This is a genomic window from Sorangium sp. So ce295 (assembly GCF_051527405.1).
Classification (GTDB): Bacteria; Myxococcota_A; Polyangia; order Polyangiales; family Polyangiaceae; genus Sorangium; species Sorangium cellulosum_B.
In genome coordinates this window covers 244,795-261,628 of record NZ_CP150324.1, presented here as the reverse complement: position 1 = coordinate 261,628, position 16,834 = coordinate 244,795, and the positions used below count along the sequence as shown (strand labels likewise).

Below are 16,834 nucleotides of genomic sequence, written 5' to 3'. Positions count from 1 at the left end.
CCGCCGCTGTGGCTCTACATCGTGAGCACGACGTCAGCCACGCTGGCCCCGTGAAACGTGCACATCCACCACGTCCCCGCGGGGAATACGGCGTCGCGTACGCCAGCACGCCATCGCTCGAGTGCCGCACGGTACAACGTTCGAAACGCACGCACAGCGGCACCAGCGATTCGCCACGCGTCTCCCTGCTCGCGACCAACCGCAAACGTTGGATTGCCGTCGCGCAGCGGCTCGAAGCTCGTCACGCGCTCGTAAGGGGACACCTTACTGACTCTCTCGGCGCCCAAGAAGTGACGTCCTTGCCGCTGCACCTCCGCGCGGGCCCGGGCTTCCTGGCGCTCGAGCTCGGCAGAGACGTCCTGGCGAAAGCCCTCCGCGCTGTCCTCCTCGATGGCCGGCGGCAGCGCGAGCGAGACCGTCACCTCCTCGGGCCACTGCGGGTTTTCCGGGTCGAGATACACCGAAGGCCGTGCCGCGCGCAGCACGCCGCGACCGAGGTCGTCCACGTCCACCTTGGCGCCCGGCCACTCGCGAGCATGCTGCACCAGGCCAGCGGCGACAGGATTCGCCATGACATAAGCAATTTTCTCCACCACCGCCGCGCGCGTCAGCAGCCGCACCACGCTCGTGGCCTCGTGGTCCCACACCGGGCCTTCCCACCCGCGAAGCACCTTCGTGCCGAGCGCGACGATGCGATGGAAGAATTGCAAGAACCGCGGCAAGACGCCCCTCGAGTCGGTCACGACCAGGTGCAGATGCGTTGACATGGCGCAGAGCGCATGGACCTCGATGCCGTAACGGCGGGTCGACACCGCGAGGACGTAGACCAGGAGCTGGGTGATTGCCACATCGGGGCGGAAGAGCAGGTGCCGGCGCAGGACGCGACGGGTGATGAGGTAGGTGGCTCCGGCAGCGATCTCGCGGGGCTGGCTCATGACAGGCGCAACAAGACAAGTGCCGTGCCAGGGATTTTCGTCAATCATTTCGCTGCTCGATCAAGCTTCGTGGGTGGCGGCCGCCAGGCGGTCCGCCACCCGAGCGGGAGCCGTTGCTACTCCTAGCCCTCCTCTCCCAGCCCAACCTGGGTTGCGGTTAGTCCGGCTGCAACCTGGTCGAGACCACTGCCACCGCCGCCAACCGGTATCGGATCCGCTGCACCTGGTCGGTCCACAGGAGCCGGGCCGCCAACCTGGGTCGGGTCCGCCCAACGCTCACACTGTAATTCAAGTTTTCTCTTGCGCATCTATGTCGCCCGGCCGTATGGCATCGACGGGTCGCGAAGACCCTTCTGAGTGGGGGAGGATGAAAGCCACCTGAAACCTCGCCGCGCAAACGCCGGGGTCTTCCTGCATCGCGTGAATCCCGGGTTGCGCCTCCGCACCCCCGCGTGGAAGCGCGGCTCTCGGTTCGATGGTTCACCGGAATGCCCCTGTTCCGGTGTGATTGGCCATCACAGAGCCAGAGCCCGCGCGCCTGTGCGGCGCAACCGAGGTATGCCACCTCCGCACGCCTGGGTGCGCGCGACGGCGTTCGACCCCTACAGCGACGATGAGAGGTTACCGTCAGTATGCAAATCGCCCACGCACTTCGAGAGGTGCGAGGGTGCTTGGCCTTCGCCACGAGAAAGCGACGCTGCCCGATAGCCGCCTCCCGGCGCGCTGGCCGCTGCGCATCTCCTCCCCGGCGTCCTCCTCAGCCAGCGCGGGCGCGGCAGAGCCGCCGCCGGTCTGCACCGGCCCGGGCCCTGGACGGCCGCCTGAACCAGGTTGCGGAGCGAAGGCTCGTGAACCAGGTTGCGGAGCGAAGGCTCGTGATAGTCTCGCCTCGCGCCCACCAGGATCCGGGTAGAAGGCGCGAGGGGCGGATTGAACAGCGACGACAGAGGGCGCGGAGCCGAACGGGGTGGACCGTCCAGGGAGCGACACCGCGGGGATCCGCCGGCGTCGGACGACACGCTCGCCCGCGCCGTGGCCGACGCGTCGATGGCCCCCTCGCGCGCCGGCGATGACAGTCCGCAGCAAGCGCTCGTGGCGGCGGCGGCGCGCCTCCTCCACGTCGACATCGCCTGCCTCTACGATGTCGCGCAGGCGCCGCACACGCTCGGGCTCGTCGCCTCCGCGGGCGGCAGCGCGGGCTCGCTGGACGCCCTCCGGCGCCTGCCGCTCGACGCCCCGAGCCTCGCCGGCGCCGCCGCCCGCTTGAACGTCGCGCAGGTCGCGCCCGAGGACGAGAGCGCCGACGCGCTCCTGGACGCCGGCCATCTGCGCCGATGCTGCGGCTGCACCCGCGCGTTCGCGATCCCCATCGCCTTCGCCGGCACCCTGCGCGCGGTGCTGCTCTGCGCCACGGCGCAGCCCACCCTCCCGCAGGCCGAGCTGGTCGAGATCGCGGGCGCCCTGTCGAGCCTCTTCGGGATGGCGCTCGCCGCCCCCGAGCTCCACGCCCAGCGCGCACGGATCGACGAGCTCGAGCGGGAGAACCACGAGCTCGAGCGCGCGCGCGAGCAGCTCCACGCGACGCTCGCGGAAGCCAGGCAGACGGAGGCCGCGCTCCGGCTGAGCGAGGACAGCCTCGCCCGCGCGCAGAGGTTGGCGAAGCTGGGCAACTGGGACTGGCGCATTCCGAGCGACGAGCTGCTCTGGTCCGACGAGTGTTATCGGATGCTGGGCCTGTCCCGCGACGCCGGCGCGCTCACGTACGAGCGGTTCCTCGCCTGCATCCACCCGGAGGACCGCGAGGGTGTGATACGCTCCGTCGACCTCGCGCTCCAGGGCACCCTGCCCTATTGCGTCGATTACCGGATCGTCCGCCCGAACGGCGAAGAGCGCTCCCTCCACACCGAGGCGGACGTGATCCGCGCCGAGGACGGCTCTCCGCTGCGGATGATCGGCACGGCCCTCGACGTCACCGAGCAGCGGCGCGCCGATCGCGCCTTGCGGCTCAGCGAGGAGCGCCTGCGGCTGATCGCGGAGCACGCGAGCGACGTCATCTTCCATATACGGCTCGGCCCGGAGGGGGGCTACGAGTACATCAACCCCGCCGTCCTCGAGCACACCGGCTATCCGCCCGCGGCCTGGTACGAGAACCCTGAGCTGTTCGTCACCCTGATCCATCCCGAGGACGTCGGGCGCTATCATGCGTTCGTCGAGCACATGGCCGCGGCCGGCGGCCGGCTCACCTTCCGGATCATCGACAGGAGCGGCCGGACCCGCTGGGTCTCGACCCACATCACGATCCAGCACGACGAGCACGGAAACCCGATCGCCGGGATCGGCATCTCGCGCGACGTCACCACGGAGAAGCTCGCCGACGAGGAGCGCGACCAGCTCCTCGGACAGCTCGCTGCCGAGCGGCGCTGGCTCCACGCGGTCATCGAGCGCTCGCCTGTCGGCATCCTCCTCCTCGACCATTCCGGCGCGCAGATCGCCCGGAATCGCCGCGCCCAGGAGCTCGCCGGGACAGACTCGCCGCCCGGGCTCCCGGGCGCATGGTGCCTGTGCCTCCCCGACGGGGAGCCCCTCACGGACGAGGAGCAGCCGTCGGCGGGCGCGCTGCGAGGCGAGGTCACGAGCTCGAGGGAGCTGTCGCTCCGGCGCGCCGACGGCAGCATGCTGGCGGTGCTCGCGAGCGCCGGCCCCATCGTCGACGGGAACGGCAAGCTGCTCGGCGCGGTCGTCGTCTTCGACGACATCACCCGGCTCAAGGAGCTCGAGCGGCTCAAGGAAGAGTGGACGTCGGTCGTCGCGCACGACCTGAAGCAGCCCGTGACGACGATCATCGGCTACGCGACCCAGCTCGAACGGAAGCCCCAGGTCACGACCGAGGTGAAGACGAGGGCGGGGCACATCCTGGCGAGCGCCAAGCGGCTCGGGCGGATGGTCTCCGATCTCACGGACATCTCCCAGATCGAGTCGCGTCGCCTCGCGATCGAGCGCGCCCCCATCGACCCGCGCGCGCTCGTGGAGGCGGTCGTCGAGCGGATGGAGAGCGAGACCGAGGGGCGCGCTGTCGACGTCGAGAGCCGCGGGGAGATCCCGATCGTGCACGCGGACGCCGGGCGCGTCGAGCAGGTGCTCAGCAATCTCATCTCCAACGCCGTCAAATACGGTGATCCAGAGACGCCGATACAGGTGGCGCTGGAGCGGCGCGACGACGCGGTGCAGATCTCCATCCGCAACAGCGGCCGCGGGATCCCGGCCCAGGACCTCCCGCTCCTGTTCGAGCGCTTCTTCCGGGGAAAGGCGAAGGAGGAGCGCGTGGTCGGCCTCGGCCTCGGCCTGTACATCGCGAAGGGGCTGGTCGAGGCCCACGACGGCAGGATCTGGGTCGAGAGCCCCGAGGGGGGCCACACGACGTTCCATTTCACGCTTCCGGTGGGCGCGGCGCCGCGCCGGGATGCAACGTAGCCACGAGCCGCCCGGCCCTCGGAGGCGGCCTACCGAGAGGAGATGGCCTGCTGTGCGCGTTCAGCGCGCGCCCGCGACCGGAGCGGGCGTCCACAGCGGCGGCTCCGACACGCCCCTCCCCGCTCCGGCCGGCACAGCATGGCTTCGTCCGGTAATGCGCTCGAACTCCACGACGTCGTGAGAGCACACGAGCCTCACCTCGTGGCCGCGCTCCTCGCGCAGCGCGCGCAGCCGCCGCTGGTTCTCGAGCCGCGCGCCGCGGTCCTTCTCCATCATGAACTGATAGAGACGCAGACCCGGCGTGCACGCCGGCCGAACCGGATCCATCTCATCAGCGCGCCGCCGACCGGACAGGTCGAGATGCAGTTGAGATGATGGATTCGCACGGACGCACCTCCCCCTTCGCGGCTACCCTGCTCCCGCGACGACCGCTCGACGCGCTGGCGCCGACGCGGGCCCACGGCGCGGTGTGCGCTCGAACTGCTCATCGCGACCCGCGCGCCGGAGATCACAAGACCGGAGCCAGGCCTCACCGGAGCGCATGAGGCGCTGGGACTGCACGGGGTATGCCGATCTCCGGGCCCCGGACGCCGTAAACGACGGAAAAACGGGCGGCGCGGGCGCGCAGGTTCTCCTGAGGCGCCAAGGCTGGTACGCTGGGCGACATGTCGGATGAGAGTGCCCGCCGTCCGCACCAGGCCACCAAGCCATCCGCTCGCGGGAGCGACTCGACAGGGGCCAGGAGCGTTGGCCCCGGGGATGTCGTCGGCCAGCACTTCCGGATCGACGAGCTCCTGAAGAAGGGAGGCATGGGCCGGGTCTACCGGGCAACCGATCTTCGCCTCGGCGAGCCGGTCGCGCTCAAGCTGATGGATCCGGCGATCGTCGGCACGGAGCGGGCGCGCGCCCGCTTCTTCCGCGAGGCGCAGACAGCGGCGAAGCTGCGGAGCAAGAACGTCGTGCAGCTCCTCGACTTCAACGTCGATGCAGCCACGCAGGTGCCCTACATCGCCATGGAGCTCCTTCGCGGCGAGGACCTGGCCCAGCGGATCGCCCGCGGGCCGCTCTCCTATGAAGAGACGAAGGCGATCCTCGGCGATGTCTGCAGCGCGATCGCCAAGGCCCACCGCATGGACATCATCCATCGCGACATCAAGCCGGCCAACGTCTTCCTCGTCGAGGACGACGATGGACCGCTCTGCAAGGTCCTCGACTTCGGGATCGTCAAGCTCGGTGACCTCGGGCTCGACCCCCAGGGAGCGCCGCAGACGGACGCCGGCGCCACCCTGGGCACGGTGAGCTACATGAGCCCGGAGCAGATCGCCGACGCCCGTGGGGTCGACCTCCGCGCGGACCTGTGGTCGATCGGCGTCATCGCCTACGAGTGCATGACCGGGCAACGGCCCTTCCGCGGCGAGTCGCTCTTCGAGCTCGTCCACAAGATCTGCTTCGACGTCCCGGCCCCGCCGTCGCGCCTGGCGGACGTCCCGAGCGGCTTTGACGCCTGGTTCGCCCGGGCGACCCACCGCGACCTCGACCGCCGGTTCACCTCGGCCCGCGAGCTCATCGAGGCCCTCCGGGCGCTCGCCGAGCGCCCGCCGGAGCCGCCCCAGCCCCGGCCCGCGCCGCCCGATCTCCCCACGAACCAGAGCTGGGCCTCGGACGCCAACCAGATCGATATCGGCGCCCTCAAGGACCTGACCTTCAAGAACGCCGTGGTCCGCGAGTTCCTCGACAGCGCCAACAAGCACTTTGTCTCGGGGAGCAAGGGGCTCGGCAAGACCCTCCTCCTCACGTACAAGCGCTCGGTCCTCAGCGAGATCTACCTGGCGGCGACCGGCCGCGAGCGCCGCCACGCCGCCGTGCAGTTCATCCCGGAGGGGCGGCCGTACCTCGATCTGATGGGCGATCTGCCCAGCGTCGATCTGACCCGGAGCGACCTCATGTCGGGCCTCCACGAGTGCAAGCGGCTCTGGAGCTTCAGCTTCCGCATGTCGATCGTCTCCTACCAGTCGGCGGCCACCGGCGCCGCCGGCGCCGGCGATACCGCGGATCTGGCGCCGCTCCCCCGGAGCCTGCGCGGGCTCCTGGAGGGCCGGCCTGTCGAGCCGACGATCGTGCTGAAGGAGCTGCTCTCGCTGACCGTTCGCCAGATCAACCAGGTCGTCGACGCGATGGAGCGCCCGCTCGAGCGGCGGCTCCGCTCGCTCCACAGCGGCGTCTTCATCTTCATCGACAAGCTCGATCAGGCGCTCCGGCGGCTCCCGCGGGCCGCGTGGATCCACATGCAAGCGGGCATGATCGAGGCCGCGTGGGATCTGATGAACGCCAACCGGCACGTCAAGATCTTCGCCGCCATCCGCGAGGAGGCGTTCTCCGCCTACGAGTCCGACATCAAGACCAACCTCTACGGCGCGACGTCGACGCTCCGCTACGCCAAGCACGAGCTCTTCGAGCTGCTCGAGATGCTCACGTATTATTACGAGCGGCTGCCGCTCCGCGAGTTCATCCACCTCGACGTGGTGAGCGCGGGGCGCTCGGCCCGCGGCGAGTCGACCTTCGACTTCCTCCACCGCCACACCCTCGGGCGGCCGCGCGACCTCGTGATCCTCGCCTCCGAGATCTCGCGCAACCGACAGGCGCTCGACGAGCGGACCTTCACGCAGATCGTGCAGCGCACGAGCGCCGGCCTCCTCGTGGCCAACATCTTCGACGAGATGCGGGTCTTCCTCGAGGTGCTCTGTCACCGCGACAAGCGGGCTCGCTTCCTCGGCCTCCTCCCCTGCGACGTCCTCACCCACGACGAGGTGGTCGAGGTCTGGTGCAGGTTTCATGAGGTCGATCGCGCGTTCTACGACGCCCACGGCCGGAACGCCGACGACGTCTACCACCCTTTCCGCGAGCTCTTCGAGTGCGGCCTCCTCGGGGTGCTCGGCGCCGATCCGGGGGCCGAGCGCCAGGTCCAGCGCTTTCGCCAGCCGCACGACGCCGTCGCCGGCTCGCGCCACGAGCTGCCGCGCTCGCGGTATTACCTGCTCCACCCTTCCCTCCGCGCGCTGATCGAGCCGCTCCCCGGCGGCGGCCGATTCCACGCGATCCGCCACGTGATCATCGGCCACGGGGAGCCCTGGCCCCGCCACTGGGATCTCGTGGTCGACGTCCAGCGCGAGCTCTTCCGGCGCCCGGACGCCGACGAGGAGATCGCCGGGGCGGTGTTCTCCCTCCTCGACCGCCTCTCGACAGAGGTCGCCGACGGCGAGGGCCCTGACGCCGCGCGGCGGGCGATCGCCGCCTCCCCCACCTTCGCCCGCCTCAGCGCGCACCTCGAGCGAATCCACTGGGACGATCTCCACCTCACGCTCCTCGAGCTCTTCCCCGACGAGCGGCGGGAGGAGACGGAGCCGACCGACCGGGCGGAGGTGGCGATGCTGCTCATCGACATCGTCCGGTCGACCCACATGATCCGCAGCATCGGCGACACCGGCTTCGTCGACCACCTTCACCGGCTCCGCGGCTCCCTCCGAGGGGCGACGAACCCGCGCCTGCTGAAGGGGACCGGCGATGGGTACCTCGCGGTCTATCCCACGGTGGCCCGCGCCGTCGACGCGGCCCGCATGCTCCGTGGCACCGTCGACGACCCTGCCCAGCTGCGCCTCGTCGTCCACTGGGGCTGGGTGCGCATGAGCGATCACGACGTCATCGGCAGGGAGGTCCACCGGCTCTTCCGGATCGAGGCGGTCACCGAGGAGGATCGCGCGGACGAGCCGAGCTCCGGGATCGGCCTGCCGCGCCCCGGCCGCGTGACGCTCTCGCGCTCCGCGGCCGCCGCGCTCCCCGACCCGTCGCGCGCGGACTTCCGCCGAGCGGGCGCGTTCCGGCTCAAGGGGTTCGACGACCTCGAGTCGATCTGGGTGGAGACCGACGGGACCGACGAGACCGACGCCTGCCCGTGAGATCGCTCGCAGTGAGCCAAGGGCCCACCGACGGGCCGCGCCCGCTGCCCGCGAGCGATCGGCCGGAGGCGCGCGGCCGTGTGTGGTAGCCTGCCGGCGCCATGACCGAGCTACTTGGCCTCATTTTCTCGCCATGGACGGAGAAGGCCCGCTGGGCGCTCGACGTCCGGCGCGTCCCCTACACCTTCCGGCACTACCAGCCGCTCGTCGGCGAGCCGGCGCTCCGGCTGAAGCTCCGCCGGCTCACGGGCCGTGTCTCGGTGCCGGTGCTCACCACCGACGACGGGCGCGTGCTCGGGGACTCGGCCGACATCGCGCGCTGGGCTGACGGGCGCGGCGCGGGACCGACCCTGTTCCCTGTCGAGCACGAGGCCGACATCGCGCGGCTCATCGACCTATCCGAGCGCGGCCTCTCCGCCGGGCGCGCCCGCGCGCTGACGCGCATGCTGGCCGACGACGAGGCGCTCGCCGAGATGGCGCCGAGGCCGATCCGCCGCGCGCTCGGCCCCCTCGCCTCGCGGCTGGGAGCGCTGGGGGTCGCCCGCACCCTCCGCAAGTACGACGGCCACAAGACCGACGGCGAGGCGCACGGGCAGACGCAGGTCGCCGTGCTGGAGGAGATCCGCGAGACCCTCGCGCGGGCGGCGCCGTCCGGAGACGCACCGCGGACGCTCCTCGGCCGCTTCACGTTCGCGGATATCGCGATAAGCCAGGTCCTCGTGAACGTGGCGCCGCCCGCCCAGCTGAAGCTCGGCGCCGCCAGCCGCCGGTGCTTCTCCGACCCCGACCTGCGCGATCGCTACGACGACCTGGTGGCGTGGCGCGACGAGCTCTACCGCGCCTACCGGACGAGCTGACCTGCCCGGTCGGGCGAGCGCGATGTCTCAAGCGCGGTGAAGCCCGGCCAAACCAGCATGGCACTGCGCTTCATCGGGGGCTCTCTCCTTCAGGCGTTGAGGGCGACTGACCGGGAGCGCGGTCGTCCAGCGCGCCGCCCCCGACCGTTTGCAGGCGCGTCCGCAGCGCTGGGCCTCGCCTCGCGCCAGAGGCTCGATCATGGACCCCGGATCTGGTAGCGGTGGAATTTACCATGAAACAAGCGTGGCAAACGGACGAGCTGGGCCGCTTCTTCGAGATGTCCGTGGATCTGATCGGCACCGCCGGTTTTGACGGGCATTTCAAGCGGGTTGGCCAGGCGTGGGAGCGCACGCTCGGGTTCTCGCGCGAAGAGCTCCTGTCGACGCCGTTCATCGACTTCGTGCACCCCGACGATCGAGAGCGCACGCTGGCCGAGTCGGCGCAGGTGTTCGGCGGCAGCGGCAGCGTGACGTTCACGAACCGCTACCGGTGTCGCGACGGCTCTTACCGGTGGATCGAGTGGAACTCGTCGGTTCACCCGGAGGAGGAGCTCGTCTATTTCGTCGCTCGCGATATCACGGATCGCAAGCGCGCGGAGGAGTCGCTGCTCGAGGCCGAGTCCCGGTTCCGGGCGGCGGTCGAAGGGAGCCTGGACGCCTTCTTCGTGCTCCGGAGCGTGTTCGACGAGGCCGGGACACTCGTTGATTTCGTGATCACCGACGCCAACCAGAGGGCCCTCGCGGGGATGTCGATGCTCCGCGAGGAGATCGTCGGCAAGCGGCTCAGCGAGCTCTCGCCCGCCGCGCGCCAGCAGCTGGACAAGTACGCGCGCGTCGTTCGGACCGGCGAGCGGCTCCTCGAGGAGGAGCAGAGCGAGAGTCCAGCGCACAAGGATCGGTGGTTCCAGCATCAGGTCATCCCGCTGAGCGACGGTGTCGCGATCACGATCAGGGACATCACGCCCTTCAAGCAGCTGGAGGCCGAGCTCAGGGAGGCGCTCCAGCGCCGGGAGATCCACGCGGAGGAGCTCGAGGAGAAGAACCGCCTGCTCGCGGCGGAGAACGCCGAGCGCGAGCGCGCCGAGGCGCTGATGCGGCGGCAGCAGGAGACGATGCGCGCCATGTCCACGCCCATCATCCAGGCGTGGGAGGGGGTCCTCGTGCTGCCGATCATCGGGACCGTGGAGACCGGGCGGGCGAATGACATCATGGAGCGGCTCCTCACCGAGATCGTGCGGACGAGCGCGCGCTTCGCCATCCTCGACCTGACCGGCGTGAACGCCGTGGACGCCGCGACCGTGGCGCACCTCCTCGCCGTGGTGCGCGCGGCGAACCTCCTCGGCAGCAGCTGCCTCGTCTCCGGGATCTCGCCCGAGATCGCGCGGACGATGACGGAGCTCGGCGCGGCGGATGGAGGGTTCAAGACCTTCGGCGTGCTCCAGAGCGCCTTGCGCTACGCGCTCTCCCGCTGCGGCGCCGAGGGCGCGCGGTGAGCCGCCCGGACGCGCGCTCGAGCTGACGTGAGGAGGCGGGGAGCGCCTCTGCGTCGCTCGACGGCTGTCGGGCCGCTCACCCGCGGCTGCGCGCCCGCTTGCCCTCTGCGGGTGCGAGCCATCGCTCGAGCTCGCCCGAGACGAGGTGAAAGTCGAACGCTTCGGCGTTGATCCCGAGCTGGGTCATGGCGCCGATGATGAAGGACGTGACCACGCGGGCCGCGGCGCGAGGATCCAGATCGGAGCGCAGCTGTCCGCCGCGCACGCCTTGCCGCACGAGGTGCTCGACAGCGAGGTTCCACTCCTTGTGGACGGCGCTCAGCGCGGTCCGCGCCGCCGGGTCGCGCTGCGCGCGCACGGAGAGCTCTTGCAGCACGGCCGTGAGGTGCGGAGTGTCCTGGAAGGTGCGCCATGCGCTCTCGAGGTGCGCTCTCAGGATCGCGCGCGCGTCCGCCGGCCCTGCGGCGCCCTGGCCTGCCGGGCGGCGCTGCGCCTCCACGAATTTGTCCGTCACGTGCGTGACGATGGCCGCGAGGAGCTCGTCCTTCGTCCCGAAATAGTAGTGCAGCGTCGAGATGTTGACCCCTGCGCGCGCCGCGATGTCGCGCGTCCGCAGCCCCTCGAGGCCCTTCTCGGCGATGAGCGTATACGCCGCCTCGAGCAGGTCGCGCCGCCGCGCTGCACCGAGCTCCGTGGCCGAGGTCTTGCTGGCCGAGGCGGCGTGTCTCGTCTTCGCCAAGTCCGCGCAAAGCTACAGGTTTTCTCCGGTCCCAGCAAGCGCCCGCGGCGCGCGCCTTGACCGTCCGGCCGCCGTCGCGTATTGTCAATCAACTGATTGATTGACTTCCATCGCATGGAGGAAATGCATGACGTCCTTGGAGCTCACCACCGCGCCGCTCGCCGCCCGGGTCCAGCGAAAGGCGATAGGCGTGGGGATGCGTCTCTTCTTCGCCTGGTCGCACCTTGCGTATCGCCTGCTTCCGCCGTGGGGCGGCAAGCTGCGCGCGGTCGATCATCTCACGCTGCCGTGCGCCGATCTCGAGGTGGCCGAGCGGTTCTATGTCGGGCTGCTCGGCGCGCGCGTGGTGATGCGGGTCGACGTCCCGTTCCTCGAGCGGATGGGGCGTCCTGCGGACGAGATCGCGCGGGGGGTCCACCTCTCGGTCGTGTTCGCCGGGGGCCCGCGGTTCGACCTCTTCGAGTCGCCGATCGGGCAGCCGCCCCGCGAGGCGGATCATCCGCACTGCGCGCTCTGGGTCGCGCCTGGGAAGCTGCTCGCGTGGAAGGAGCGCTTGAATGCCGCTTCGGTGCCGACGTACGGCCCGACGCGGCTCGGTCCACCGGGCCAGGCGTCGCTCTATTTCAACGATCCATTCGGCAACCGCCTCGAGCTCGTCACGCTCGGCTTCACAGGGGAGATACCGGTCGGGGCGCCCGACGTCTCCGCGCTGAGCTACACCTGGGCTGGCCGGTGAGCTGCAAGCTTGCAGTCAGCGGACTGCAAGCTGACTGCAAGCGGATGACAGGCGGATGACGCCGCGCGGTCGATGCCGGACGTGATTTCCGGGTGGCGTCTCCTCCCGCGGTTGCCCGGGAGGAGCGTGGGCACTATGGGAGCGTACCCGAACGGCGCTGCCCGGTCGGGCCGTGCCCGGCGGGGACGCGCTGCCCGTGACCGGGCTCATCGCCACGAAAGGAACGCTCCAATGCCTGTTGACGTGAAGTACACGACGCAAGCCACGGCCAATGGCGGCCGCGATGGCCACGCTGCCACTGCCGACGGTGCTCTCAAGGTCAAGCTCTCGACGCCGAAGGAGCTCGGCGGCGCTGGCGGCGAGGGGAACAACCCGGAGCAGCTGTTCGCGGCGGGTTATGCGGCCTGCTTCCTGGGCGCTCTCAAGTTCGTGGCCGCGCAGGAGAAGGCCCGCATTCCGGCCGAGGCCACCGTGACGGCGACCGTCGGCATCGGCCCGCGCTCCGAGGGCGGGTTTGGCCTCGACATCGGCCTTCGGATCGCGCTGCCGGGCCTGGAGCGGTCGCAAGCCGAGCAGCTTGTCGAGAAGGCGCACCAGGTTTGCCCCTACTCGAACGCCACCCGCAACAACGTCCCCGTCCGTCTAGAGGTCGCCTGACCTTCTGACGCCGCGCGCCCCCTCCACGGGGGCCGGCCCCTCATTCACGAGCTCCCGGTGGAGCGCCGCGAACGCTCCCCCGCGCGCGAGCAGCTCCGCGTGGGTCCCCTGCTCGACGACCCGACCGTGGTCGAGCACGACGACGCGATCGGCGTGCCGGATCGTGCTCAGCCGGTGGGCCACGACGAAGCTCGTCCGCCCTCGCAAGAGCCTCCCGAGCGCCGCCTGCAGCCGGGCCTCGGTGAGCGCGTCCACGGCGCTCGTCGCCTCGTCGAGCAGCACGATGCGCGGATTGGCGACCATGGCGCGCAGGAAGCACACGATCTGCCGCTGCCCGAGCGACAGCGCCGTCCCGCGCTCGCCGACCTCGGTGCCCAGGCCGTCCGGCAGCGCGTCGAGCATGTCGAGCACGTCGAGGCCCCGCGCCGCGTCGCGGATCTCGGCGTCCGTCGCGGCGGGGTTGCCCAGGCGCACGTTGTCGAGCACCGTCCCGCTGAAGAGGAAGTTGCTCTGCAGCACCAGCCCGAGCTGCGCGCGCAGCGAGGCGGACGAGGTCGCCGCGAGATCGTGCCCGTCGACGGTGATCGACCCCGCCGTCGGCAGGTAGAGCTTCGCGAGCAGGTTCAGGATCGACGTCTTGCCGCTGCCCGTGTGCCCGACCAGCGCGATCATCTGCCCCGGCTCGGCGACGAGATCGACGCCATGGAGCACCGGCTTGCCCGGATCGTAGGCGAAGTGGACCCGCTCGAACACGACCCGGCCGCGCGCCGGGGGCAGCGCCGGGAGGCCGCGCTCGTCGGGCCAGTCGGGCGCGGTGTCGAGCACGCGGAAGAGCCGTTCGGCGCCCGCCATCGCCGTGAGGGCCTGGTTGTACTGGTTGCCCAGGACGGGGATCGGGTTGAACAGGAGGTTCGCGAGGAAGAAGAACTCCACGAGCACGTGCAGCTCGATCGCGCCGTGAAGGGCCTGATAGCCGCCGACGACCACGAGGACGGCCAGGAACAGCTGCCCGTTGAACTCGAGGAGCGGGAGGAACGTCGCCGAGTGGCGCGCCGCATCCATGTTGTAGCGGGAGTGGTCCAAGATCAGCGCGCGGAACAGCCCGCCGTTGATGTCCTGCCGCACGAAGCCCTGCGTCACGCGCACCCCCGTGACCGACTCGGCGAGCGTCGCGGTCACGCGGGTGAAGCTCTCCTGCGCGCGCTGGTGGGCGGCCCCGAGGCGCTTGTGGAAATAGACGATCAGCCCCCAGAAGACGGGGACCATCGCGACCACCACGAGGAAGAGCTGCCAGTGCGCGTGGGCCATCAGCGCCATCGCGACCGCCATGGTGCCGAGGTTCACCGTGCTCACGAACACGACGTCCTGCACCGCCACCCGGATCGCGTCGATGTCGGACGTCATGCGGCCGATGAGGCGCCCCACCTTCGTCTTCACGAAGAAGCGCATCGGCATGCGCAGGAGGTGGCTCTCCAGCCGATCGCGCATGTCGAACACCACCGCCTCGCCGAGCTCGAGCGCGAGCCGCGCGCGGTAGTGGAAGACGATCTCGGTGAAGAGCACGAGCGCCGCGAAGCCGAGGACGGCGAGCAGCGTGGCGCGCTCGTCGCGCCGCGCCACCGGGCCGCTGATGATGGCGCCGACCGCCCAGGTCAGGATCGGGAGCTGGATCGACCTCACCACCACGAGGGCGAAGAGCGCGTTCCGCTTGCGCGCGTACGGGCGGGTGAAGGCGAACACCCGCCGCGCGAGCCCGAGATCGAGCGTGCGGTGGTGCTGGTCCGCCTCGTCCTCGAGCGCCACGCGCGCGAGGCCGAGGCGCGCGTCGATCGGCGCCGCCTCGGCCGCGGAGCGGGGCGTCCTCGACGCCGTCCTCGACGCCGTCGCGGGGCGGCTCGGCGCGTCGACCGCGCGGCTCACGCCGGGTCCTCGGCAGGGCGCGCAGCCGCGGCGGCGCGGCGCGAGGGGGTGTCGTCGGCCCGCGCCCCGGAGGCGTGGGCGTCGTGCAGCGCGAGGGCGCTCGCGTAGTGGCCGCGCCGCCGGAGCAGCTCCTCGTGGGTCCCCCGCTCGGCGACGCGGCCCCGGTCGAGCACGATCACCTGGTGCGCGCGGCGGAGCAGGTGCGCCCTGTGCGTCGCCATGATCGTCGTCCGCCCCCGCGTCGCGCTGAGGATCGCGTCGAGGATCTCGCGCTCGGTGCTCGCGTCCACCGCCGCTGTCGGGTCGTCGAGCAGGAGCAGCGGCGGGTCGAGCAGCACCGCGCGCGCGATGGCCAGCCGCTGCCGCTGGCCGCCCGAGAGGTTGGCCGCCGCCTCGCCGAGCTCGGTGTCATAGCCCTCGGGCAGCTCCCGGATGAACTCGTGGGCGCAGGCGATGACCGCGGCGCGCTCGATCTGCTCGCGCGTCGCGTGCGGGGCGCCGAACGCGATGTTCGCCGCCACCGTGTTGCTGAAGAGGAAGTTGTCCTGGAAGACGACCCCCATGCGCCGGCGGATCTCGTCGAGGTCGTGGCGCCGGAGGTCGATGCCGTCGAGGAGGACGCGCCCCGACGTCGGATCGTAGAAGCGCGGGATCAGGCTGAGCAGCGTGCTCTTGCCCGCGCCGGTCGGGCCGATCACCGCGACGAACTGCCCGGGCGCGACGTCGAGGTGGACGTCGTGGAGGACGGGCCTCTCCGGATCGTACCCGAACGTGACGCGCTCGAACACGACGCGCCCCTCCACCCGCGCGGGGCGCGCCGGCGCCTCGGGGCTCGTGATCTCGACGGGGGTGTCGAGCACCTCGAAGACGCGCTTCGCCCCGATGAAGCTCTGCTGCGCTGTGTTGACGATCGTCGCCATGCTCGCGATCTGCCCCGAGAATTGCTGCAGGATGCCGGCGAACACGACGAGCTGCCCGAGCGTCAGCCGGTCGCGCGTGACGAGCAGCCCGCCCATGCCGAGCAGGATCACGATGTTGATCTGCCCGAGCAGATCGATGGTCGGGCTGAGCACGCTGACGGTCCGGAACGTCTCCTGCTGCTGCTCGCGCACCTCGCGGCTGCGCTCGTCGAAGCGGCGATGGGCCTCGCGCTCTCGCCCGAGCCCCTTGATGACCTGGATGCCCTGCAGCCCCTCCGTGAAGCTCAGGACCATGCGGTCCACGAGCTCCCGGTTGCGCAGGTAGGCGGGCTGCGCCCACCGGGCGAAGAGCGTGCTCGCGATCCAGAGGAGCGGCGTCGGGGCGAGGCACGCGAGCGTCAGCAGGACGTGCGCGCGGAGCATGTACGCGACGTACACGCCGAGCGACAGGACCATGATGACGCTCGGGAGCAGCACCCCGTCCACGAACGAGCGCACGAGCTGCACATCGCCGGTGACGCGGTTGATGAGCGAGCCGCTCTTGTTGGCGTCGAAGAACCGGAAGCTCAGCCGCTGGAGCTTGTCGTACACCCGCGCCCGGAGATCCGGGACGATCTCCATGTGGACGAGGTAGCCCACCGAGAGCGCGTAACCGTAGTTGATCACCGCGCGCGCGGCCGCCATCGCGAGGATGGCGGCGCCGATCGAGAGGACCGCGCGCATGGGCTCACGCTCGGCGTCGACCAGCGTTCCTAGGCCGGCGCCGGCCGGCAGCTCGGGGAGGTGGATCGACGGATCGAGCCGGTGGCGGAGGATGTCGATGGCGAGCCCGGTCAAGCCGAGCCCGGCGAGCCCCAGCGAGAGCAGGATGATCTGGTAGCCGAGGACACGGAGGACGCGCCCCCGGTAGGCCCAGCTCAGCCCGAGGAGCCGCAGCAGGAGCGAGCCCCCCTCGCGGGAGCGCCCTGTTTCAGGCGAAGCGAGGGAAACGACATCAGGACGTGAACCGGACAACATCAGCGCAGGGCACCTGGCATTCCGGCCATGCCGGGGCCCGTAAGCTACCGATTTGTGCGGCGTTCGCCAGCGGCGGGGACACGAACCCCGGGGCGCGGCCCGCGTGTCGCCTGGACCGCCGGGCCAGCGCCCTGAC

11 protein-coding genes are annotated in these 16,834 nt (G+C 70.7%); 6 read left to right on the top strand and 5 right to left on the bottom strand.

Going from position 1 to position 16,834, the window contains the following annotated elements; translation table 11 throughout:
* Positions 1–14 precede the first annotated feature (14 nt).
* A complete protein-coding gene (locus WMF11_RS01020; RefSeq protein WP_437976114.1) occupies positions 15–935 on the bottom strand; it encodes a transposase in 921 nt (306 codons plus the stop codon).
* A 1,032-nt stretch (positions 936–1,967) separates the two neighbouring features.
* Here WMF11_RS01020 and WMF11_RS01015 point away from each other — a divergent pair.
* Positions 1,968–4,406 (top strand): PAS domain-containing protein, encoded by a 2,439-nt coding sequence (locus WMF11_RS01015; protein WP_437906537.1) that lies wholly within the window; start codon positions 1,968–1,970, stop codon positions 4,404–4,406.
* Between the two features lie 60 nt (positions 4,407–4,466).
* On the opposite strand, the gene WMF11_RS01010 is transcribed toward WMF11_RS01015, so the two are convergent.
* Complete coding sequence (locus WMF11_RS01010; protein WP_437906536.1) at positions 4,467–4,733, bottom strand: hypothetical protein; 267 nt, start codon at positions 4,731–4,733, stop codon at positions 4,467–4,469.
* 338 nt (positions 4,734–5,071) lie between these two features.
* Here WMF11_RS01010 and WMF11_RS01005 point away from each other — a divergent pair, with 338 nt between their 5' ends.
* From WMF11_RS01005 to WMF11_RS00995, 3 genes are all read left to right on the top strand, one after another.
* Positions 5,072–8,359, top strand: a complete 3,288-nt coding sequence (locus WMF11_RS01005) for a protein kinase domain-containing protein (protein WP_437976113.1) — start codon at positions 5,072–5,074, stop codon at positions 8,357–8,359.
* A gap of 101 nt (positions 8,360–8,460) precedes the next feature.
* Positions 8,461–9,216 carry a glutathione S-transferase gene (locus WMF11_RS01000; protein WP_437906534.1) on the top strand — a complete coding sequence of 252 codons (756 nt, stop codon included), beginning with the start codon at positions 8,461–8,463 and terminating at the stop codon, positions 9,214–9,216.
* A gap of 233 nt (positions 9,217–9,449) precedes the next feature.
* Positions 9,450–10,709 (top strand): PAS domain S-box protein, encoded by a 1,260-nt coding sequence (locus tag WMF11_RS00995; RefSeq protein WP_437906533.1) that lies wholly within the window; start codon positions 9,450–9,452, stop codon positions 10,707–10,709.
* A 76-nt stretch (positions 10,710–10,785) separates the two neighbouring features.
* Here the strand turns inward: WMF11_RS00995 and WMF11_RS00990 are convergent, their stop codons facing one another.
* Complete coding sequence (locus tag WMF11_RS00990; RefSeq protein ID WP_437906532.1) at positions 10,786–11,448, bottom strand: TetR/AcrR family transcriptional regulator; 663 nt, start codon at positions 11,446–11,448, stop codon at positions 10,786–10,788.
* 127 nt (positions 11,449–11,575) lie between these two features.
* Between WMF11_RS00990 and WMF11_RS00985 the strand changes: the two genes are divergently transcribed.
* Together WMF11_RS00985 and WMF11_RS00980 are read left to right on the top strand one after the other, a co-directional pair.
* The gene (locus WMF11_RS00985; RefSeq protein WP_437906531.1) at positions 11,576–12,184 is read left to right on the top strand and encodes a VOC family protein; all 609 of its coding nucleotides are present in this window, start codon (positions 11,576–11,578) and stop codon (positions 12,182–12,184) included.
* Between the two features lie 231 nt (positions 12,185–12,415).
* Positions 12,416–12,841, top strand: coding sequence for an organic hydroperoxide resistance protein (locus WMF11_RS00980; protein ID WP_437548723.1), 426 nt, complete (start codon positions 12,416–12,418; stop codon positions 12,839–12,841).
* Here the strand turns inward: WMF11_RS00980 and WMF11_RS00975 are convergent.
* Both WMF11_RS00975 and WMF11_RS00970 read right to left on the bottom strand, forming a co-directional pair.
* The gene (locus tag WMF11_RS00975) at positions 12,827–14,761 is read right to left on the bottom strand and encodes an ABC transporter ATP-binding protein (RefSeq protein ID WP_437976112.1); all 1,935 of its coding nucleotides are present in this window, start codon (positions 14,759–14,761) and stop codon (positions 12,827–12,829) included. The genes WMF11_RS00980 and WMF11_RS00975 overlap by 15 nt on opposite strands.
* Positions 14,758–16,698, bottom strand: a complete 1,941-nt coding sequence (locus WMF11_RS00970) for an ABC transporter ATP-binding protein (protein WP_437976111.1) — start codon at positions 16,696–16,698, stop codon at positions 14,758–14,760. Before WMF11_RS00970 ends, WMF11_RS00975 begins: the two co-directional genes overlap by 4 nt.
* Positions 16,699–16,834 lie beyond the last annotated feature (136 nt).

Coding starts and splice junctions, on each gene's coding strand:
- WMF11_RS01010 (WP_437906536.1), bottom strand. CDS start 4,733: ATGGATCCGGTTCGGCCGGCGTGCACGCCGGGTCTGCGTCTCTATCAG.
- WMF11_RS00980 (WP_437548723.1), top strand. CDS start 12,416: ATGCCTGTTGACGTGAAGTACACGACGCAAGCCACGGCCAATGGCGGC.
- WMF11_RS01000 (WP_437906534.1), top strand. CDS start 8,461: ATGACCGAGCTACTTGGCCTCATTTTCTCGCCATGGACGGAGAAGGCC.
- WMF11_RS01005 (WP_437976113.1), top strand. CDS start 5,072: ATGTCGGATGAGAGTGCCCGCCGTCCGCACCAGGCCACCAAGCCATCC.
- WMF11_RS01020 (WP_437976114.1), bottom strand. CDS start 935: ATGAGCCAGCCCCGCGAGATCGCTGCCGGAGCCACCTACCTCATCACC.
- WMF11_RS00970 (WP_437976111.1), bottom strand. CDS start 16,698: ATGTTGTCCGGTTCACGTCCTGATGTCGTTTCCCTCGCTTCGCCTGAA.
- WMF11_RS00985 (WP_437906531.1), top strand. CDS start 11,576: ATGACGTCCTTGGAGCTCACCACCGCGCCGCTCGCCGCCCGGGTCCAG.
- WMF11_RS00995 (WP_437906533.1), top strand. CDS start 9,450: ATGAAACAAGCGTGGCAAACGGACGAGCTGGGCCGCTTCTTCGAGATG.